Below are 20775 nucleotides of genomic sequence, written 5' to 3' on the forward strand. Positions count from 1 at the left end.
TAATGGCTTATATTTATGACTGACCTTGTTGCTATTCAAATAAGTTCAACACCAAGCATTGAACAAAACTTGATACTCGTTGAACGACAGCTTGCGGCCTTGCCTGAGAAAACGCAATTAGTCGTTTTACCAGAATGTTTTGCTTGTTTTGGTACGTCTAACAAATCGCAAATCGAGATCGCAGAACAAATTGATCATGGCCCAATTCAATCGGCATTGTCCACATTATCAGAGCGTTATAATAAATGGATTGTTGCCGGTACGGTTCCAATAAAGCCAAGTGATGCAGAGGCTGGCAAGAGCGATCGGACAAAGTTTTATGCGGCAAGCCTGGTTTATAACAACGACGGTGTTCGTGTTAGTCGGTATGACAAAATCCATTTATTTGATGTTAGCGTGAACGACAATACGGGCCGTTACAAAGAGTCGGCGACGACCTTGCCTGGTGAAAAGGTCGTTACTTTCGATAGCCCGTGGGGGACGGTTGGACAAATAATCTGCTATGACGTGCGCTTTCCCGAGTTAATTCAGCAAATGCCACAATTAGACGTGCTGGTAGTTCCCAGCGCTTTTACTCGCCGCACAGGCGAAGCGCACTGGCACGCCTTACTGCAGGCCAGAAGTATCGAAAATCAGTGTTATGTAGTAGCATCTGATCAAACAGGCGTTCATAATAACGGGCGCGAAACCTATGGGAATAGCTGTATTTATTCTCCTTGGGGTGAACTACTCGCTAACCTACCTGCAAACGAAGGTTGGGTAGCGGCTAAGTATGACAACGTATTATTGGCTAATATCCGCAAAGAAATGCCAATACAACAACATAAAAATAATAGGAAACCATTTTGAGCCAATCTGTCGAACACAATCTTCTTACGGCCTCAGGGATTGATAAAAATAGGCTCTCTTCATTGTTAGAAGACGTGTTTTCTCATCAAGCTAACTTTGCCGACTTATATTTTCAATCTAGCCAGCACGAAAGCTGGGTATTGGAAGACGGGATCGTGAAAGACGGAAGTTACAATATAGAGCGTGGGGTAGGCGTGCGCGTCATATCGGGTGAAAAAACAGGATTTGCTTACTCAGATGAAATTTCAAGTCGCGCATTAGAAGATGCTTGCAAGGCTGCTCGAGGAATAGCACCGGCGGGCGGCACTCAAAAAATAGAGCGGTTCTCAAGTGCCAAGCTCAAATCCCTATATACTGAACAAAATCCAATCTTAACAATGCAGGACAGTGAAAAGATTACGCTCCTGCAAACTGTTGATCGCTATATTCGCAAAGCGGCCCCTCATGCAACCCAAGTGGTTGTTAGTTTAACGGGGGTGTATGAAGAAATCTTGGTTGCAGCTACTGACGGCACTTTTGCTACCGATATTCGACCGCTCATTCGCTTAAATTGTTCTGTATTGCTTGAAAAAGACGGTAAGCGAGAACGTGGAAGCGCGGGTGCGGGTGGGCGTAGAACCTATGAGTACTTTCAAAGCATAAGCAGCGACAACAAGCCTTTGTATGAAAAGCTTGCAGACGATGCAATTCATATGGCACAAGTTAACTTAGCTGCGGTTCCGGCGCCAGCGGGTTTAATGCCAGTCGTACTTGGCAATGGTTGGCCTGGTGTGCTTTTGCATGAAGCGGTTGGTCACGGTCTTGAAGGAGACTTTAATCGTAAAGGTGCCTCAACGTTTAGCGGTCGCATTGGCCAACAGGTTGCAGCGAAAGGCGTTACGGTAATCGACGATGGCACAATGTCTGACCGTCGTGGTTCGCTGTCTGTAGATGACGAAGGCGTTAAGTCGCAGCGCAATGTCTTGATTGAAGACGGTATTTTAAAAGGCTACATGCAAGACAAACATAACGCTTCCTTAATGGGTGTTAGTCCAACGGGTAACGGCAGACGCGAGAGTTATGCGCACCTGCCTATGCCGCGCATGACAAACACTTATATGCTCGGCGGTCAGCATCGTCCTGAGGATATTATTGCATCAGTAGAGAAGGGGGTTTACGCACCTAACTTTGGTGGTGGTCAGGTTGATATTACGTCTGGAAAGTTTGTATTTTCAACGTCTGAGGCGTATTTAATCGAGAATGGCAAAGTAACCACACCCATCAAAGGGGCAACATTGATTGGCAATGGACCTCAAGTAATGCAAAAAATATCGATGATAGGCAATGATTTATCATTAGATATGGGCATTGGCGTTTGCGGTAAAGACGGTCAGTCTTTACCTGTTGGGGTTGGACAGCCCACGCTTAAAGTAGATGAACTCACGGTGGGCGGGACAGCCTAGCAAACAAGATAAAACCACGGGACTATGATTTATCTCTTAGTCCCAGTTTCTTTCCTAACAGCTTTCCCTTCAGCATTCTAATGATTGCCACTTTGTTAGTTTCAGGCTGCGTGGGCGCATCGATAAGCAACTGAGCGTAATCCTCGTCTGTTAGCGTTAACTCCCCAACATGAGCCATCATGACTGAATTCGGCTGCAAAGACTGCAGTTTGAGTAGCGACTGTTTGTATAACTCAGGTAGGTAAACTGGAAAAGGTGGGGACAATTTGCTTTTCACTTTAACAATAAGATCTGCAACATAAATGCGCTTGCTTGGAATATGCATTACTGACAAGTCTCTATCGGTGTGCCCGGGAGTCTCAAAAACCTGCCAATCGTCAAAACCTGGAATGAATTGTTTATCCGTAAGAGTGAGATCAGGATGTAAATGTGCAGGATACCAAATGTTCTTTCTTGGCCTATTCATCTTGCCGGCGACCCAAAGCGCTAATGAAATATCAATGATATGAGCAAGCTTGCCTTTGACACCTTCGTACCACTGCGTCTGTTTCTCGCAACTGATAATCTTACAGCCTGTTTTTTTTCTCAAGTAATGAGCGCAACCGGCGTGGTCTGGATGCATGTGCGTTACGACGACAACTTTTAAGTCGCTAAGCGGGCGTTTCAGCTCATCACTGAAAAACGTCTGTAAGCATGCAAAGTCGGCTTTTGAGCAGCCGTCAAGTAGCATGCACTTGTCGGGGTATTCAACTAAGAATATATTTTGTATAAAGCCTTTTAAGACGTGGATCTTCATCGCAGTAATAACTCGATTAACTCATTAGACCAGTCTTATCTTACTCTTTTATTTGGACACTCACTAATTATCTTCGTGATGATTATTTATTAGTGAGAGTCGTAGTCCGTTAGCGAGCTATTTCTTTTTCTTTGCCGCGGGTAGCTCGACAACATCGGCTGATTCGACTTCAAGTATGCCTTCAATTTCAGCGCCTTTCATAATCTTCATTACAGACTCTTTGTTTTTAGATAACAAAATGCCTAGCTCTTCAGAAAGTGCTTCATTTAGTTCGATGCCTTTTGCTGCAAGATACGCGCTGAGATTGTCGGCAACCTCCAACATTTTGTCGTATTTGTCCGCCTCTTTTTTGTCGGTCGTTACCAATTTCTCAACTCCTTTATGCTGAACCACATACTGGGTGATAACTGCCATGCTGGCCTCCGTTATTTTTTAATAAATAAATCTACGTTGCACACTATACATTAATTACTGTATAAATAAACAGTTTGTTAATTGCATTCATTGTCTAATCCTATTATCTGAAGCACTAAAATACTTGTTAGCTTATTTGAACTATTAAGTCGCTTCAAGAGTTTAAGTATCTTTAGTCAGTGTTGTGCTTTATAGCTTTTGCTACAAGCGCGCTTTAAATTAACAGCTGGACCTAAGATATATATCTCATGGTTCACAGAAGCCTTAGACCGGAGTCATTTATCCAATTCCAGTTTTCCAATGTTAAAGGTATCATTTTTGATTTGGACGATACGTTGGTACAAACAACGTTAGATTTTGCCGCAATAAAGCGTGCAATCGGGTGTCCAACATCAGACGATATCTTAACTTTTATCCATAATTTAGCTTGCGATGAACGAAAAGCGGAAGCCAATCAGGTCGTGCTTGAGCACGAGCTACAGGATGCGCAAACCTCGGTGTGGTTGCCCGGTGCCGAGGCTTTTGTTGCTTTAGCAAAACAACATGCTCTGCCACTAGCCATCGTGACTCGCAACTGCAGACAGGCGACAGAAATAAAACTTAATAATAATAGTATCGCTATAGAGCACGTTATTACTCGCGAAGACGCGCCTGCAAAACCCGACCCGACGGCATTGCTTAGTATTGCAAATAGTTGGCAAATTGAGCCATCAGATATTGCCTATTTAGGTGACTATATTTATGACATTCAAGCTGCTCATAATGCTGAAATGCAGGCTTGGCTGTATAAACATCAAGTAGGAATTGACGACTACAAAGCGTGCTTATCCTATATTGCTAAAACTTAAGCTTTTGATAATTCGGGCAATCTTATTTTGAAAACTTTAATACTAAAAACACGATTATCCCAGAGTGTATTACTAGCTCATACCCAATTAACATGCCGCCTCTAATTACAACTTTTGTCCAGTTGTTTTCCGCATGGAACTATAGCAATATATCTTTAGGATAAAGTTAATCGAAAGTGCAAGGAAGCATTGTGTTGGTAGAGCATATCAATTTCTCAAACGAGTATATCTATTTATCTATAGGGCTTTTCATACTAAGCATAATATTGCTGTCTAGTGCCCTCACCTTGTTTCTTCTCTATAAAAAATTACTGTCTAAACATCACACTCTAGCGAGTGACTTAGAGGTGCTTAATACCCGAAATAAAGAAGTTTTGGAGACACTTCATTTTCAGCAAATTAGCGTTACGAATATAGGCTCTGCGATTCAATCAGTTATTTCTGAGGAATTTCAGCAACAAAATAGCTCGCTTTTTTTCGCGAATGAAGATAATGAGCGCAGAGAAGCAAAAATAAACAGTTGGCGCAAGGTTTCCGAGCTTGCAGAGCGCTTGGCCTATTTTGCATTGAGAAATGAAAACAGAGAACTTGCTGAAATTGCCGTGAGCTCTAAAGCTGTTTTTGCACAAAACGAAATGATGTTGAAATCGATTCTCAGCTCAAAAGAACAACAGCTCGACCTTGTGCAGCAAGACCATAGCATGCTCAAAATGCCAACAGGCATGCTGGATAAAATTTTGCGAGGAGCAGTTATTCACGCTTCAAAAGCTGCCAATCCAAACACTATATTGAGCGTGCGATGTGACACAGGCATGAATAGCTTTAACTTTAGCGTGACGGCGTGGGGTGAAGGGATAAGCAGTCAGGAAGTGCACAACATTAATTTGTCAGTGCGCACCAACCCTAGGTTTCATTTTGCTAAACGCGCACAAGATGATGAAGGCGATTTGAATTTAGCCAGCATTCACCGACTTGTTGCTCAATTTGGAGGCTCTGTAAAATTAGCGTGTGCACTTAATTATGCCACTGTCATATATGTTTCTTTGCCAGCAAGCAAGGACGCTATATCCTCAAATCATGAGCAACCGTCTGCGAAGAATGATTCTTTAAATCCAACTCAGAATATTGAATTTTCAAAAAGTGCAAATGCTGTCGTTGCTGGTAAATCAAAAATTCTGATCATTGATCAAAATAATACTAGCCAGATGATAGTGCACAGGGCATTGCAATCGAACTATCAATGTTTCGCATGTACCTCACCCTTAGAATCGATGCAAGTGATCCATAATTTGCAGCCAGAGCTGATTCTAATTGACCAAATTTTACCAGACATGGACCCCCTAGAGCTGTTAAAGCTTATTCGCAAAAACCCACAAACTGAACATACCCCTATTGTGGTTTGCTGTGGCATAGCAGCGCAAAGTTTTCGCTTATCTGTATTACGCTTGGGAGCGAGTTGCATCATCGAAAAACCGCTGCGTCCAACCGAATTGCAACTAACTGTAGCGAGCTTGTTAGAGCAACAGCAGCGAGTTGCTGAAAAAGTAGATGAAAAGCTCTCCGAATACCACAGTCAACAGTTAGCGGTTCCGCAAGCGTCGGCCTTTGAAAGCGACAAAGATAGCCGTTTTATTGTTCGTTTTAATGAAATGATGGACGAAAATTTTGCTAATGAACAGTTTACAAGAGAAATAGCTGCCCAGCATATGAACGTGTGTTTTCGCACTTTAAATCGAAGATTAAACGAATATTATTCGCATAACTTCAAAGAACATTTGAAAAAATATAGATTAGAGAAAGCCAAACACTTGTTAGCCAAAGGGCACTCGATCAATGAGGCTTCGCTAGAAGTTGGGTTTAGTTCAGCTTCATACTTCAGCACTTGTTTTAAAGCGGAGTATGGTTTTGCGCCATCAAGATTGGTAGCGCACTGTGCTTAAGTTGCCCTAAGAACTAGTGACCGCCGCCACTTAGTATCTGCATCTGGGCGATATCAGTGTCGCCCTTTAACACTTTTAAAACAGCGTCTTGGGTTAGTGTTCTCATGCCATCTTTTGCTGCCTGAGCTTTCATCTCTGGAACGGATGCCTCTTTATAAACCATTCCTCTCAATTCAGCCGACATGCCGAGCAATTCGTGAACGCCCGTTCGTCCCTTGTAACCGGTTCCGCCGCAAGTATCACAGCCGGTACCTCGGGTAAGCTCGACGTCTGCATCAAAATCAACTTCCAATTCACCTAAATAGCTTTCACCATATTGGCGGCGAAGAAACGCTTTGTCATCATCACTAGCTAGGTAGGTTTCTTTACAATCAGGACAAATGGTTCTTATCAAGCGTTGCGCTAATATACCGACGCAGGCATCCGCAAAGTTAACGGGGTCTAGGCCTAAATCCAGTAAACGTGTAATCGTTTCAGGTGCCGAGTTAGTGTGAAGCGTTGATAATACTAAGTGACCTGTCAAGGATGCCTCAATACCGGCATGTGCAGTTTCTTTGTCTCGCATTTCACCAATCAGAATGATGTCAGGATCGGCACGCAAAAAGGCCCTTAACGCATTAGCAAAGGTAAAACCAATTTTAGGAACCACTTGAACTTGCTGTAATCCTGGCTGCGTAATTTCCACAGGGTCTTCGGCAGTCCAAATCTTTTTATCAGGCGTGTTTAAATAACCTAACACTGCGTGCAGTGTGGTCGTTTTACCTGAACCTGTTGGTCCCACAACAAGCAAAATGCCGTGCGGATTTTTAATCATTACTTCCAACATGTCCATATTACGAGGCGATAAGTTCATCTTGCCTATCGGCATTGCACCGCCGGTTGCGAGTATACGCATAACAACCCCCTCACCGGCAACGGTAGGGATAGTAGCAACACGCACTTCAACGGGCTGGCCTGACATTTTGAAGGTCAACTTACCATCTTGAGGAACGCGCTTTTCTGCGATATTCAAGCTGGCCATTATTTTGATACGCGCGATCACCGCATTGTGATGTGATGCAGGAACTTGGTTTATGTCTCTAATGACGCCGTCAACGCGCATTCTCACACGTGTTGGTGCGCCCTTTTCGGGATCGACATGGATATCTGATGCATTTAGTCTTTTTGCATCGTGTAATACGCGACTCACCAATCTGACAACCGCAGGAGCGTCATCTGAGAGGTCGTCACCTAGCTCTTCGTCTTCATCACTGCTTGTTCCAATTTCGTCAAGAATTTCATCCAAATCGCCAGGCCCAGAGCCACCACCCGCATTCTCACCTAGATATTGAAGAATGTGGGTTGGAATTCCAACGGCGATTTCATAGCTATCGATGCCTAAGGCACTCTCAATTTCCATCAATAGTGTGGCGTTATTTGGTTCTGCCATCAACACGATAGGGCTGTCGTTTGCATCTGATACAACCGCAACGTGGTTGCGTTTCAAATAGGATAGATTGAGTCGACTGTCGCTTTGATATAAATGATATTTGTCAGGTAAATAGCCAATGTAAGGAACCTGGTAGTGGACCGATATTGCGTTACCTATTTCATCTTCTGAGATACGATGTTCAGATATAAGGCGTTGAATAATCTGTTTAGTGCTTGCTTCGTGTTCAGATAGTTCGTCGATAGTTTTCTGGGACGTCAATCCTCTATGGATCAAATATTCGAATTGATGCTTGGTGCCGCCCAATTCATAGCGGAACTTGTCGCCTAAAATTTCTGCAACCTTCACCGCAATTTCAACGTCTTTTTCGTTGAACGGTGAATCGGTTTTATTGATAATTTGCATGACGCCCATTAATACATCGGCGTTGATGACAGGCACGCACAATATATTTTGGGTTCTAAACGTGCCTGATTTATCGAACTGACCTGCGAATCTAAGTCTCGGGTGCACTGATGCAAGCTGTTCAGCATTATAAGGGTCGTCAATTACAAGAGGACGTTGCGCTAAAGCGACATAACCGGCAATGGATAGCGGACTGATAGGGACTTTTATTTGTCTTGTTTCTTTTCCCGTTTTGAAGCGCGCCACGAGGTCTTGATGCTGCCGTCTGCGCTGAAACAAACTCATACGTTGCGCACCAAATATCTGCAAAATAATGGGCTCGACTTGACCGTAGGCATCCATGAGCGTCGGATGCGCGTCAAGCTGTGCTCGCAGGTTGTCTATGGCTGGTTGATGCGCCGTACTTTCAATCATATAAAATCTTTCTTCCTCTCTATACCGTCATCATAGAATGATACAGCTTACAGACCTAGACTAAATTTGGATACATACGTATAGGTAAGCTATCGGCAATGTTATCAAAAATCGTCACTTTTTCTTAATTTAGCGATTATCTGCTGCAATTTACGAAAATTATCCTGTATGTTAATTCGTATTATTATTAAATTGTAGACGACTAGTCGGACAGTTTGTCTATTCGTTAAGGAAAATAGAGTGAGCACTCGCAGTTTGTTATACACTCTGTGTCAGGCACTTTTTTCGAAGGATAGTTTCAGTGAATGCATCTATAGGTAATCATCAGTCACTTAGGTGGTTAATAGCTCTTGCTGCTTTATATACACTGTATCTCGCGCAGTCCTTAATAATTCCGATTCTGTTTTCAGGCTTCATCGCATTGTTACTCAGCCCATTAGTAAAGTTGTTCAAGTCTTTTCACATCCCGCGAACCATCTCGTCTTTCGTGCTGTTAGCAACGCTGGTAGCGCCATTCAGTTTTTTAGCCTCGGAGTTAGTGGAGCCTGCCCAAAAATGGGCGCAGCTGCTGCCAAAAGTATCGGTGAAGCTGAATCAACACATTAATTCTATCAGTGAAGAATTTGCTAATCAAAAGCAACAGGCTGAAGCAGAAGAGGCCGCTAAAAGTGCAGCCGCTGAGGGTGAAACAAAAGAAGACAGTGGGTTTTCCTTTTTTGGCTTATTTTCAAGTGATAAACCTGAACCAGAAAAACCGAAACAGCAAGATGAAAACACAGTCGAAAAACGCATAAAACAAGGAGGCATAGAACTCCTGGTTGAAGGGCTGAGTGGCGCACCTATGTTTTTAGCCCAATGTTTTGGTTGTTTAATATTAATCCTTTTTTTACTTATCTATGGGCCTTCTGTTTTCATGGCGATAAGAAGCTTTCCTCATATTCCGGACAAACGAAAGTTTGACGCGATTGTTTTTGAAGTGCAAAAAGTATTATCAAAATATATTGCGACGATTAGCGTTATTAACTTCTTTCTAGGCGCCGCTACCGCACTTGCATTCTCCCTGCTTGATATAGACGATCCGATTTTATGGGGGGTATTGGTCGGTTTACTAAATTTTGTGCCTTACGTCGGTTCGCTAATAAGCTTTACGATATTAACCTTAGCAGGCTCAGTCCAGTTTGGTTTCACGCTTCTTGCAATAATGCCAGCAGGTGTGTTTTTAAGCATCAATTTGCTGGAATCCCAATTTGTTACGCCAATGGTTTTGGGCTCAAAGATGCAGTTGAACCCTTTGGTCATTATCCTATGGCTGTTCTTTCTAGGATGGCTATGGGGTATCGCTGGCGTGCTGCTAGCGGTTCCTATTTTAGTTTCGATTAAACTGACCTTAGAGCGACTCGATATATTGAGTCACTGGGTAACTTTCATTGAAGCTAAACTCTAGGGAGTGAGCTAGACGAAGTCATTGAGCTGTAAAACCTCTGTTTGTTCTGCTGCACAGGCTTACTTTAATATGCGTAATATTTTCATTTGTATCGGTCAATATTTCACTTATTAGAAATCAACATGAACACTAGTTTTTTTAAGTTGTTGAATTTAATGCATAAATTCTAGTGATTCTTGTGGCCCAATGATTGCAATTTCCTAACTACGCAACGCGAGTTGTTTAGAACAAAAGGAGAATAATCATATGGCTAATTCAACATCAGGTAACGCTACTAAAACAAAATCTACTCATCCGGTTTCTGACAAAGTGCAGTCGTCTTTGCATGAGTCGGTCGATACCCTTGCGGAAAAAGCTGGCTCTACAGAAGAGCGACTGCGAGACGCTGCGCATTCGGGCTCAGAAAATTTTGCCGCAAAACAGCAAGAAGTTCAGGCGAAATGGGAGCAATCTGCAGTTAAAAAATACGCTACTGAAAATCCGATAGCGACTGCGGGTATTGCCTTTGCAGCAGGTGTATTGCTAACCAGCCTACTACGCAGAAAGTAATGGCTGCTGAATAGGAAGCATAGACAGTGACTACAAGCGCACATTCAGAAAGTCATCCTCAGCAAGACAATGCTGAGGATGAGAGCTTGCGATTACAGCAAGAACAGGCAGTTGAAGCTTCGTTTCAAGCGACCTATTCTGCCGCAATCAACCTGTTCAAAGTCAAACAAAAGAAATACCAGAAAACCTTCGACCTAGCCTTTTTAGAGGGTAAAATTACGCTTCAAGCCGTCGCTATATTTAGTCTATTAGCCCTTCTTGCATGCGTCTTCATTACCACACTGTGGATTCTCATAAACGTGGCGATTGTCGTTGGCGCTATGCAGCTTTATTCATCGCTATGGTTAGGTTTGCTGATAGCGGCGAGCGTGAATGTATTGCTGCTCGGGGTCTTCTTTTATTTAATGAAGAAGGTTAAACGGCAAGTGGGTTTCACACGCACAAAACGCATAGTCAAAGGTGACATATGATAGCGTCATTATTTAAAAATGTTCGACAAGCGGATAGGTACGAAACAGATTTACAACTTCTGACTAAGTTAGAAAAGTCGCAAAGCCAGCGTGCACAGAAAAGGGCTCTAGCGCTTATTTCTTCACCTAAAGGACTGGCAACTATTTTTGTCACCGGCTTAGCTAAAGGGGTAATGAAGCCGAGCATTGCTCGGCAACTGAAAAGCATGGCAATTATTTTTGGGAAAACAAGCTTAGACGAGTGGCTCACCGGCGACGCTCTGCAAGACACAGAAATAGAATAGACTCGCAACGCTTGAGTTGCCTTTCACCATGCTCTAAGCGGCTTTATTGCGACTGCAGTGATGTTTACATATACAACTGCCTTTTATAAACCGTTGTGATATTGCACATTAGTCGATTGTGGGACAAGTTTGTTCACGATCGCTTCTACCGTTAAATCGCCGTTAAGAAGTTGTTCAAACTGCTGAATCAACTGCACTTTGTCCGGTGACTCCTTATCGCCTGCGCCTATATTCGTTAAATCAATCATGAATCCATCAAACAGGTGGGCTAGGTCGTTTATAATTTCCATGTTCAAAAACTGGTCCTGATTATAAATGCTTGGGTAGCCAGCTTTTTGTTTATCAATAGCAAACGAGTCGCCCTTCAGATTAGTAATGCTTGTAGACTTGTCGCAAGACAGCATACAGCCATTATCTATGCGTGGCTTTTCACAGCCAACGCTCTGTTGAAAGAAGCACTGGCGGCTGGCCATCAATAATATGGGATGATAAATGCTATACATCATCTTAAAGTTTCTAGGGCGCGCGATTGTTTGAATTTGCTGACGATTAATTTCGTTAGAAATAAACGCACCGCTACAAGCAAAGGTTTCTTGCATAGCTAACAAAGCATACGAGTTTGTTGTGTTTAAAAATGGCCCTGCAATCCACTCAATGCCTAATTCAAATGCACGGTGTGCAATACCTGTGTTATTGGTCACAATAAGCTTAGGTTTTACTCGCTCTAAAATAGTCACAGCTACATCAAAGTCTTTACCAATCAATACGGGTGGAAACCATGGGATCAAACGCGGATTAGCAGACAGAAAATCAACATACTGGGTGCAACCTCGCTTGTAAGCATCCGGTAGCTTAAAGTAAATATCGGCGTCTGTAATTTCAGCTAAATGTAAATCGCTTTTGTCGCAGATTAATAAAGACAGTTTAGGTGGCGGTGCATCTGCTGATTTTGCGGCAGCTCTCGGATTTTTTTCAAGTGTTGGCAAAATAACCTCTGGCAACACTTCTCTTCCGTCATTTAATTTCAACGCTAATTCGTTTTTCAGCGCGGTGAGTGCACTAAACGCTAAACTCATATTTGCCGGCATAGCGTCAGCACCAATTTTGGTGAGCTTATACTGTGAGTTATCAAAGCTTCTAAAGCGTTTATCCAGTGAGACTAAATCGATATTAGGTTTCTCGCTCTCAATTAAAGCCTGTTTCGATTGCACGGTGATTGTTCGAATGTTGCTTGACGAGCCAGGTAACACCGACGCTTCTTCAATCGTAGCTGTTATGCTCAATGGTTTTCCAATCTCACCGCTAAAATGCAGCTTCAAAAACATCTTTTCGATACTTAGGTGCTTTATTTTGTCAAAAACAGTGGCGTTTATTTCATTGCGCTCTTGCTGCAATATTTGCTTTGCATCGTATATTTGTACGACGGAAATTGCGTTGCTATTCTCAAGCGCGCGATTAGTCGAATTATCACGCGGATTTTCGATAAACATGGACTGATTCAAATCACCACGCAAGAACGCATTGGTCAGATCACGGTTAAATACTTTATAAAGTCGTTCGCCGTCTTGCGTTAATTCCCCGGTTTCTAAATAGCCATCTATTTGTTTACGGAAACTGTCGACCACCGTATGCACATAGCTTGCGCCTTTAATGCGCCCTTCAATTTTAAACGAATGAACGCCCGCTTTTATTAATGCAGGCATATCGAAAAAGGCTGAATTATCTTTGATGTTAAGCGGAAAGTTATTGCCCGTTTCAGTTGTTTCGTATTCTTCACGACAAGCTTGGCTGCAGCGACCTCGATTCCCTGAATTACCAACGCTAGCAGAAGTTGAATAGCATAAACCAGAGAAGGCAACACATAACGAGCCATGCACAAACACTTCCGTCAATATACCGTGCTTGTTACCAACGTCGGCCATGTCAGTAATTTCGCGCAGGTTTAATTCTCTCGACAAATTAACCCGCGATGCACCTAATTTCTTAAGAAAAGGAATTTGCCCGACGTTGTGCGTCGTCATTTGCGTAGAGGCGTGAATATCTAGAGTTGGGAAGTACTTTTTAATTAAGTAAAACATACCAATGTCTTGGACAATTACGCCATCCAAGGTGGTATTTGCCAATTTGCTCAGTAACGCCGCCATTGCTTTGAATTCACGTTCTAGAATGACGATATTTAGGGTTAGGAATATTTCACAATCGTATTGATGCGCTAAGCGAATAACGCCCACAAGTTCATCAAACGAGATATTTGAGGCTCGATTGCGAGCATTGAAGGTATCTAAACCACAATATACCGCGTCGGCTCCGGCGATGATCGCCGCTTTAATTGCATCTACATCGCCGCCCGGCGCTAATAATTCAACGTTAGAATTCATTTTTATCACTTGTACTAATATTGCGGTAAATTTACTTGCTGATGATTTTACCTGTATATGCAATCTCTTTATACCGATAAAATGCCTTGATGATAGAATAAGCTCCTCAAATATCTTTTTATGCCAAGACGCATCTAACTCGGGAGCGATTTAAATGACTTTACCTATTTTGTATTCCCTTAGGCATTGCCCGTTTGCAATGCGTGCCAGATTGGCTATTTTTAAGTCCCAGAAAGCAGTTGAACTGCGCGATGTTAAATTAACCAATAAACCAGCATCAATGCTAAAGGCCTCTCCAAAAGGCACCGTTCCTATTTTAGTTGTGTCGGCTTCGCAAATAATCGATGAAAGTTTGGATGTGATGTTGTGGAGCTTGGGTGAGAGTGATCCTGATAATCTTTTGCTAAGCTCTATTGTTGAGCTTTCTGACTTATTAACATTTATCGATATTTACGACAGAGAGTTTAAACCCTGCATAGAGCGTTATAAATGCGCAAAACGCTATCATGAAACGAATTTAGAAGCATGTCGCAACGACTGTGAAGTGTATATTCAAGACTTGGAGCGGCGTTTAAGTAAACATGCTTTTATTATGGGCGAATACGAGAGCTTAGCAGACATTGCGATATTGCCGTTTATTCGTCAATTCGCCAAGGTAGAGCGTCAATGGTATGTGCAGTCGTCCTATAACAACGTTAAACGATGGTTAAATAACTATTTGCAAAGTGCCTTGTTCAATAAAGTAATGGCGCAATATCCGATATGGGAAGAGGGAAGTGAGCCGATAATATTCTGTGGCTCATAGCGAAACTTTAAGCCCCTTTTTGCGGTTGAGTTTGCAAGCCCTCGTTGCGGTAGTAGGGTAAAAAAGATATCGAGACTAAACAGAGAATAAATGCGACTTCTTATTTGGGTGTATACTAAGGGTTCAAGCACTAATCCAATATCAAGCATGAATCTAATATAAGGAAGTGAAATGTGTCATTTAAAATTAGTAGGTAGTTTCGCATGCATATTGTTACTCACTGCATGTGCATCTATGGGATCGGGAACTAACGCGGAAAAGCGTGTGGCTATATTAGAAATGCAGCAGGACGCACTTGAAAAACTTTATTTGAAGAAACCTGCGGCTAGAGCAGAATTAAAAGCGTCTCCTGGTTATGCCGTATTTTCAAATGCGAACGTTAACTTATTTTTAGTTTCCGCAGGAACCGGTTACGGCGTGGTAAATGATCAAACTCAGAATAAAAAGATTTACATGAATATGGCGGAAGGAGGAGTGGGTTTCGGTATTGGTGCAAAAGACTATCGCATCGTAATGGTATTTCACAATCAAGCTGCAATGCGTAATTTCGTTGATAAAGGCTGGACCTTCGGCGGTAATGCCGACGCTGCTGCAAAAGCCGGCACAAAAGGAAAATCGATAGAAGGCGAAGCGTATTATGGTGACGTAACTGTATATACAATGACTGAGAGCGGTTTAGCTTTGCAGGCGACGGTGAAAGGAACAAAGTTCTGGAAGGACGAACAGCTCAATTAAGGTGATAAAAAACTAACTCAGCTTACGACGAAAGCGCGTTAGACGAAGGTTTCACCGAAGACCAAAAAGCAGCCTCACTCGAAAAAGTTTTCGTTATTATAAGAGGCCTCCACTATTGATTGCGAGGGCGGTTTAAAACAAGACCAGCTAAAAAAGCATATTGTAAATGAATACTTGCCTTGTTTGTTATTCTCTGTATAATTTGCGCCCACTGTCTCCACAGGTACTTTATAAGTTCCTAATAAAAGACATTGTTTAGCGGGTCGAATAACTAGGTCAACAAGCATTTGCTTCTTTAGTTATACGCCACGCAGCAAGCGACTTGAATGTAGCAGTAGAATCTACTTCCGCAAACTAACGGCTAGCAGCACGCTAACATATGAACAGGACCTCAATTGTAGGTCAATGGTTTACGCACACCTTTTCATCCGCGCTTTTTTTATAAGGCAATAGGAGTGAAGAGGTGATTCATTTTGTTCTTTCGATTGGAGCTTCATCGATGGCAAATCAAAGAATTCGTATTCGTTTAAAGGCGTTCGATCACAAGTTGATCGATCAGTCTACTGCAGAGATTGTAGAAACCGCTAAACGCACTGGCGCACAAGTATCGGGTCCTATCCCTTTACCAACACGTAAAGAGCGTTACACGGTTCTTACTTCTCCGCACGTTAATAAAGACGCACGAGATCAGTACGAAATCCGCACACACAAACGTTTAGTAGATATCATTGAGCCAACTGATAAAACAGTTGATGCTTTAATGAGATTGGACTTGGCTGCCGGCGTTGATGTTCAAATCAGCCTGGGCTAACAAGAGAGGGTTATAACAATGTCGATTGGTCTTATCGGTCGTAAAGTGGGCATGACTCGTATCTTCACAGAAGATGGCGTATCTATCCCTGTAACTGTTATTGAAGCGACCCCTAACCGTGTAACTCAGTTACGTACTGAGTTAACTGACGGTTATCGTGCACTACAAGTTACCGCTGGCACTAAGAAAGCTAACCGCGTAAACAAGGCTTCTGCAGGACATTTTGCAAAAGCTGGCGTGGAAGCAGGCCGTGGATTGTGGGAATTCCGCCTTAATGAAAATGAAGGTGGTGATATTGAAGTAGGCAGTGAAATCACTGTTGAAATCTTCAATGACACGAAGAAAGTCGATGTAGCAGGTACATCTAAAGGTAAAGGTTTTGCCGGTGTAATTAAACGTTGGAACTTTAGTCACCAACGTAATTCACACGGTAACTCACTATCTCACCGTGCTCCGGGTTCAATTGGTCAAAACCAATCACCTGGTAAAGTATTTAAAGGCAAGAAAATGGCTGGTCAACTTGGTAACAAGCGAATCACCACTCAGTCTTTAGAACTTGTACGTGTTGATGCTGAAAACAACCTTTTATTAATTAAAGGTGCCGTACCTGGCGCTACTGGCAGTGACGTTATCGTCCAGCCGGCTGGCAAAGCGTAACGTCTGGGAGTAATCTGATGGAATTAACATTTAAAGACGCGAAAGGCGCTCTTGAAGTATCCGACACTACCTTTGGACGTGAATTCAACGAAGCACTTGTACATCAAGTGGTTGTTGCATTCGGTGCAGGTGCTCGTCAGGGTACTAAAGCGCAGAAAACACGCGCTGAAGTACGTGGTGGTGGTAAGAAGCCATGGCGTCAAAAAGGAACAGGCCGTGCACGTGCCGGTACTATCCGAAGCCCAATTTGGGTTGGTGGTGGTCGCGCATTCGCAGCTAAGCCTCGTGACTTTGAACAAAAAGTTAACAAAAAGATGTACCGTGGTGCGATACAAAGCATCCTATCTGAATTGGTACGTCAAGACCGCTTAATCGTTGTTGAAAGTTTTGGTGTAGAAACGCCTAAAACTAAAGAACTTTTAGCGAAATTGAATGAATACGAATTAACTGATGTATTGATTGTTACTCCTGAAGTAGACGAGAACTTGTTCTTAGCTTCACGTAACCTTTATAAAGTTGACGTTCGTGATGTTCAAGGAATTGACCCAGTAAGCTTAATCGCATTTGATAAAGTGTTGATTACAGCTGAAGCAGTGAAGCAACTTGAGGAGGCATTAGCATGAACGAAGAACGTTTGTTAAAAGTGCTTTTAGCACCTCACGTTTCAGAAAAAGCCACAATGGCCGCTGAAGCAAGCAACACAGTTGTTTTTAAAGTTCTTAAAGACGCGAACAAAGCAGAAATTAAAGCTGCAGTTGAAAAATTGTTTGAAGTTGAAGTGAACTCTGTTCGTACCGTGGTATGCAAAGGTAAAACTAAGCGCCATGGACAGTCTTTTGGTAAGCGCAGTGACTGGAAAAAAGCATACGTTATGCTTAAAGAAGGTCAGGAAATCGACTTTGTCGGTGCCGCTGAGTAAGAAGGGGATTAGAAATGCCATTATTGAAAGCTAAGCCAACTTCTGCAGGTCGTCGTCACGTTGTTCAGGTAATTAATCCTGATTTGCACAAGGGTGCTCCACATGCTCCTTTATTAGATAAACTAAGCAAATCTGGTGGCCGTAATAACAATGGTCGTATTACTGTTCGTCATATTGGTGGTGGTCACAAGCAACACTATCGTATTATTGACTTCAAACGTAATAAAGACGGTATTCCAGCGAAAATTGAGCGTTTAGAATATGATCCAAACCGTTCGTCTAATATCGCTTTGGTATTATACGCAGACGGTGAGCGTCGTTATATTTTAGCACCGAAAGGCGCTAAAGCAGGCGATGCTATCCAATCTGGGGCTGATGCACCTATCAAAGCAGGTAATGCAATGCCAATGCGCAACATGCCTGTAGGTTCAACAGTACATGCGATTGAAATGAAGCCAGGTAAAGGTGCACAAATTGCACGTTCTGCTGGTCAATATGCACAAATTCTTGCTCGTGATGGAGCGTACATAACACTACGTCTTCGTTCTGGTGAGGTTCGTAAAGTATTATCTGATTGCCGTGCAACTATCGGTGAAGTAGGTAACGCTGAGCATATGCTTCGTTCACTAGGTAAGGCCGGTGCTACTCGCTGGCGTGGTGTTAGACCAACAGTTCGTGGTGTTGCCATGAACCCGGTTGATCACCCGCACGGTGGTGGTGAAGGTCGTACATCTGGTGGTCGTCATCCAGTAACGCCTTGGGGTGTACCTACTAAAGGTAAGAAGACCCGAAGTAACAAGCGTACCGATAAACTTATCGTACGTCGTCGTAATAAATAACAGCGAGGATTCACCATGCCACGTTCTCTCAAGAAAGGTCCTTTTATTGACCTGCACTTGCTGAAGAAGGTAGAAGCTGCAGTGGAAAAGGGCGAAAAGAAACCAATTAAGACTTGGTCTCGTCGCTCTATGATCATCCCAGATATGATTGGGTTGACCATTGCGGTTCATAACGGTCGCCAGCACGTACCTGTTTTCGTCAGTGACGAAATGGTTGGCCATAAGTTGGGCGAATTTGCGCCAACGCGTACTTATCGCGGCCATGTCGCAGATAAGAAAGCCAAGAGATAAGGGGAATAAAATGGAAGCATTAGCTAAACACCGTTTTGCTCGTACGTCACCTCAAAAGGCACGCTTGGTAGCAGATCAAATCCGCGGATTGCACGTTGAAAAAGCTTTAGAAGTTTTAACGTATAGTCCAAAGAAAGCCGCTGCGCTGGTCAAGAAAGTTCTTGAATCAGCAATTGCCAATGCTGAAAACAATGAAGGTGCTGATATCGACGAGTTGTCGGTAGCTAAAATCTTCGTTGATGAAGGCCCGACTATGAAGCGAATCAAAACACGGGCGAAAGGCCGTGCTGATCGTATCTTTAAGCGTAGCAGTCACATCACTGTGGTTGTGGCGGATAACTAGGAGTAGATTATGGGACAGAAGGTTCATCCTACCGGTATACGCCTGGGTATCAGCAAACCATGGACATCAACCTGGTACGCTAATACAGCAGAGTATGCAGATAACTTGTTTAATGACCACCAGGTCCGTCAATATTTGACGAAACAGTTAAAGAGCGCGTCACTTTCGAAAATCGTTATCGAACGTCCAGCTAAGAGTATCCGTGTGACTATTCACACTGCTCGCCCTGGTGTTGTTATCGGTAAGAAGGGAGAAGACGTAGAGAAGCTTCGCAATCATGTTTCTAAGCTAGCCGGTGTGCCAGCTCAGATCAACATTGCTGAAGTTCGTAAACCTGAGCTAGATGCACAGCTAGTAGCTGACAGCATTTCAAGCCAGCTTGAACGTCGTGTTATGTTCCGTCGCGCTATGAAGCGTGCCGTACAAAATGCAATGCGTTTAGGTGCACTTGGTATCAAAGTTCAAGTAAGTGGCCGTTTAGGTGGTGCAGAAATCGCACGTGCTGAATGGTATCGTGAAGGTCGTGTACCTTTGCACACTTTCCGTGCTGACATCGACTATGCAACGTCTGAAGCAGCTACGACTTACGGTATCATTGGCGTGAAAGTCTGGATCTTTAAGGGTGAAGTATTAGGCGGATTGCCTCTTACACAAGAGCAACCAGCTCCTGCACCTAAGAAGAAAGGCCGCAACGCTAAACGAGAGGGCTAATCATGTTACAACCAAAGCGTACGAAATTTCGTAAAATGCATAAAGGTCGTAACCGTGGTCTTGCTGTTGCCGGAGGCAAAGTAAGCTTCGGGACTTATGCTTTAAAAGCTGTCGCGCGTGGTCGTATGACCGCTCGTCAAATTGAAGCAGCTCGTCGTGCCATGACTCGTCACGTTAAACGTCAAGGTAAAATTTGGATTCGAGTTTTTCCTGACAAGCCGATTACACAGAAGCCTTTAGAAGTTCGTCAAGGTAAAGGTAAAGGTAACGTTGAGTACTGGGTATGCCAAATTCAACCAGGACGCGTGTTATATGAAATGGAAGGTGTTCCAGAGAATATAGCTCGTGAAGCGTTTGCATTGGCTGCGGCGAAATTGCCATTTAAAACAACCTTTGTAACTCGGACGGTGATGTAATGAAAGCTACTGAACTTAACCAAAAAAGCGTAGAAGAGTTAAATGCAGAGCTAGTTAATTTGCTTCGTGAGCAATTTAATCTTCGCATGCAACATTCTACTGGCCAGCTTGAAAAAACTGACCAAATAAGAACAGTACGTCGCAACATCGCACGTGTTAAGACTATTTTAACTCAAAAGGCTAACGCGTAATGACTGAACAGAAAATTCGTACAGTACAAGGTCGTGTAACTAGTAACAAAATGGATAAAACCATTACTGTTATGGTTGAGAGAACTGTTAAACACCCAATTTATGGGAAGTTTATCAAGCGCTCAACTAAGCTACACGCACACGACGAAGCTAATGTGTGTAATGAAGGTGACGTAGTAACTATTACTGAATGTCGCCCTCTTTCTAAGTCTAAGACTTGGATGTTAGTTGACGTTATAGTTAAAGCTTAATTTAACGCAGTTCAAAAAAGGCGCTACCTTTCGAGGTTAGCGCCTTTTTTATTGCCTGCACTTCTCTCGTCGTAAAATGGGTGCGGTATCAACTGTGCGGCAAACTCATCAGTAACCACAACTTGAGAACTATCCGCTAGCATA

25 protein-coding genes are annotated in these 20775 nt (G+C 43.0%); 21 read left to right on the forward strand and 4 right to left on the reverse strand.

Features of this window, described 5'->3' with window-relative positions; genetic code table 11:
* Positions 1 to 15 precede the first annotated feature (15 nt).
* Entirely contained in the window at positions 16 to 849 is an 834-nt protein-coding gene (locus GNIT_RS01675) for a carbon-nitrogen hydrolase family protein (RefSeq protein ID WP_014107387.1), read from the forward strand.
* Entirely contained in the window at positions 846 to 2291 is a 1446-nt protein-coding gene (gene tldD, locus GNIT_RS01680; protein WP_014107388.1) for a metalloprotease TldD, read from the forward strand. Before GNIT_RS01675 ends, tldD begins: the two co-directional genes overlap by 4 nt.
* A 22-nt stretch (positions 2292 to 2313) precedes the next feature.
* Here tldD and GNIT_RS01685 read toward each other — a convergent pair whose 3' ends face one another.
* Positions 2314 to 3087, reverse strand: coding sequence for an MBL fold metallo-hydrolase (locus tag GNIT_RS01685; RefSeq protein ID WP_014107389.1), 774 nt, complete (start codon positions 3085 to 3087; stop codon positions 2314 to 2316).
* 117 nt (positions 3088 to 3204) lie between these two features.
* Positions 3205 to 3501: a YebG family protein gene (locus GNIT_RS01690; protein WP_014107390.1), complete on the reverse strand. Its 297-nt coding sequence runs from the start codon at positions 3499 to 3501 to the stop codon at positions 3205 to 3207.
* A gap of 323 nt (positions 3502 to 3824) precedes the next feature.
* Between GNIT_RS01690 and GNIT_RS01695 the strand changes: the two genes are divergently transcribed.
* Both GNIT_RS01695 and GNIT_RS01700 read left to right on the forward strand, forming a co-directional pair.
* A complete protein-coding gene (locus GNIT_RS01695; protein ID WP_014107391.1) occupies positions 3825 to 4349 on the forward strand; it encodes an HAD family hydrolase in 525 nt (174 codons plus the stop codon).
* A 191-nt stretch (positions 4350 to 4540) separates the two neighbouring features.
* Positions 4541 to 6289 (forward strand): helix-turn-helix domain-containing protein, encoded by a 1749-nt coding sequence (locus GNIT_RS01700; protein ID WP_148261677.1) that lies wholly within the window; start codon positions 4541 to 4543, stop codon positions 6287 to 6289.
* Between the two features lie 13 nt (positions 6290 to 6302).
* On the opposite strand, the gene GNIT_RS01705 is transcribed toward GNIT_RS01700, so the two are convergent.
* A complete protein-coding gene (locus GNIT_RS01705) occupies positions 6303 to 8537 on the reverse strand; it encodes a GspE/PulE family protein (RefSeq protein ID WP_014107393.1) in 2235 nt (744 codons plus the stop codon).
* A 301-nt stretch (positions 8538 to 8838) separates the two neighbouring features.
* Between GNIT_RS01705 and GNIT_RS01710 the strand changes: the two genes are divergently transcribed.
* From GNIT_RS01710 to GNIT_RS01725, 4 genes are all read left to right on the forward strand, one after another.
* Positions 8839 to 9981, forward strand: coding sequence for an AI-2E family transporter (locus GNIT_RS01710; protein ID WP_085948146.1), 1143 nt, complete (start codon positions 8839 to 8841; stop codon positions 9979 to 9981).
* A gap of 246 nt (positions 9982 to 10227) precedes the next feature.
* On the forward strand, positions 10228 to 10530 hold the full coding sequence (locus GNIT_RS01715) for a hypothetical protein (protein WP_014107395.1): 303 nt from the start codon (positions 10228 to 10230) through the stop codon (positions 10528 to 10530).
* Between the two features lie 26 nt (positions 10531 to 10556).
* Positions 10557 to 11000, forward strand: coding sequence for a hypothetical protein (locus GNIT_RS01720; protein WP_014107396.1), 444 nt, complete (start codon positions 10557 to 10559; stop codon positions 10998 to 11000).
* Positions 10997 to 11284 (forward strand): hypothetical protein, encoded by a 288-nt coding sequence (locus tag GNIT_RS01725; protein WP_014107397.1) that lies wholly within the window; start codon positions 10997 to 10999, stop codon positions 11282 to 11284. The genes GNIT_RS01720 and GNIT_RS01725 overlap by 4 nt, the downstream gene beginning before the upstream one ends.
* Before the next feature lie 83 nt (positions 11285 to 11367).
* On the opposite strand, the gene GNIT_RS01730 is transcribed toward GNIT_RS01725, so the two are convergent.
* Positions 11368 to 13662, reverse strand: a complete 2295-nt coding sequence (locus GNIT_RS01730) for a peptidase U32 family protein (RefSeq protein ID WP_041246258.1) — start codon at positions 13660 to 13662, stop codon at positions 11368 to 11370.
* A 154-nt stretch (positions 13663 to 13816) separates the two neighbouring features.
* Here GNIT_RS01730 and GNIT_RS01735 point away from each other — a divergent pair, with 154 nt between their 5' ends.
* From GNIT_RS01735 to rpsQ, 13 genes are all read left to right on the forward strand, one after another.
* Positions 13817 to 14467 carry a glutathione S-transferase gene (locus GNIT_RS01735; RefSeq protein ID WP_014107399.1) on the forward strand — a complete coding sequence of 217 codons (651 nt, stop codon included), beginning with the start codon at positions 13817 to 13819 and terminating at the stop codon, positions 14465 to 14467.
* Positions 14468 to 14638: 171 nt separating this feature from the next.
* Complete coding sequence (locus GNIT_RS01740; protein ID WP_014107400.1) at positions 14639 to 15202, forward strand: lipid-binding SYLF domain-containing protein; 564 nt, start codon at positions 14639 to 14641, stop codon at positions 15200 to 15202.
* 499 nt (positions 15203 to 15701) lie between these two features.
* Positions 15702 to 16013, forward strand: coding sequence for a 30S ribosomal protein S10 (gene rpsJ, locus GNIT_RS01750; protein ID WP_014107401.1), 312 nt, complete (start codon positions 15702 to 15704; stop codon positions 16011 to 16013).
* Positions 16014 to 16031: 18 nt separating this feature from the next.
* On the forward strand, positions 16032 to 16670 hold the full coding sequence (gene rplC, locus GNIT_RS01755) for a 50S ribosomal protein L3 (protein WP_014107402.1): 639 nt from the start codon (positions 16032 to 16034) through the stop codon (positions 16668 to 16670).
* 17 nt (positions 16671 to 16687) lie between these two features.
* Entirely contained in the window at positions 16688 to 17293 is a 606-nt protein-coding gene (rplD, locus tag GNIT_RS01760) for a 50S ribosomal protein L4 (RefSeq protein WP_014107403.1), read from the forward strand.
* Positions 17290 to 17589: a 50S ribosomal protein L23 gene (gene rplW, locus GNIT_RS01765; protein ID WP_014107404.1), complete on the forward strand. Its 300-nt coding sequence runs from the start codon at positions 17290 to 17292 to the stop codon at positions 17587 to 17589. The genes rplD and rplW overlap by 4 nt, the downstream gene beginning before the upstream one ends.
* A 14-nt stretch (positions 17590 to 17603) precedes the next feature.
* Positions 17604 to 18428, forward strand: coding sequence for a 50S ribosomal protein L2 (gene rplB / locus GNIT_RS01770; RefSeq protein ID WP_014107405.1), 825 nt, complete (start codon positions 17604 to 17606; stop codon positions 18426 to 18428).
* A 15-nt stretch (positions 18429 to 18443) separates the two neighbouring features.
* Positions 18444 to 18719: a 30S ribosomal protein S19 gene (gene rpsS, locus GNIT_RS01775; RefSeq protein ID WP_014107406.1), complete on the forward strand. Its 276-nt coding sequence runs from the start codon at positions 18444 to 18446 to the stop codon at positions 18717 to 18719.
* 10 nt (positions 18720 to 18729) lie between these two features.
* Positions 18730 to 19062 (forward strand): 50S ribosomal protein L22, encoded by a 333-nt coding sequence (gene rplV, locus GNIT_RS01780; protein WP_014107407.1) that lies wholly within the window; start codon positions 18730 to 18732, stop codon positions 19060 to 19062.
* Positions 19063 to 19071: 9 nt separating this feature from the next.
* Entirely contained in the window at positions 19072 to 19773 is a 702-nt protein-coding gene (rpsC, locus tag GNIT_RS01785) for a 30S ribosomal protein S3 (RefSeq protein WP_006012777.1), read from the forward strand.
* A gap of 2 nt (positions 19774 to 19775) precedes the next feature.
* Entirely contained in the window at positions 19776 to 20189 is a 414-nt protein-coding gene (gene rplP / locus GNIT_RS01790; RefSeq protein WP_041246260.1) for a 50S ribosomal protein L16, read from the forward strand.
* Positions 20189 to 20380 carry a 50S ribosomal protein L29 gene (gene rpmC, locus GNIT_RS01795; protein ID WP_014107409.1) on the forward strand — a complete coding sequence of 64 codons (192 nt, stop codon included), beginning with the start codon at positions 20189 to 20191 and terminating at the stop codon, positions 20378 to 20380. The genes rplP and rpmC overlap by 1 nt, the downstream gene beginning before the upstream one ends.
* A complete protein-coding gene (rpsQ, locus tag GNIT_RS01800) occupies positions 20380 to 20631 on the forward strand; it encodes a 30S ribosomal protein S17 (RefSeq protein WP_014107410.1) in 252 nt (83 codons plus the stop codon). Before rpmC ends, rpsQ begins: the two co-directional genes overlap by 1 nt.
* Positions 20632 to 20775 lie beyond the last annotated feature (144 nt).

It is taken from the genome of Glaciecola nitratireducens FR1064 (genome assembly GCF_000226565.1).
Classification (GTDB): domain Bacteria; phylum Pseudomonadota; class Gammaproteobacteria; order Enterobacterales; family Alteromonadaceae; genus Glaciecola; species Glaciecola nitratireducens.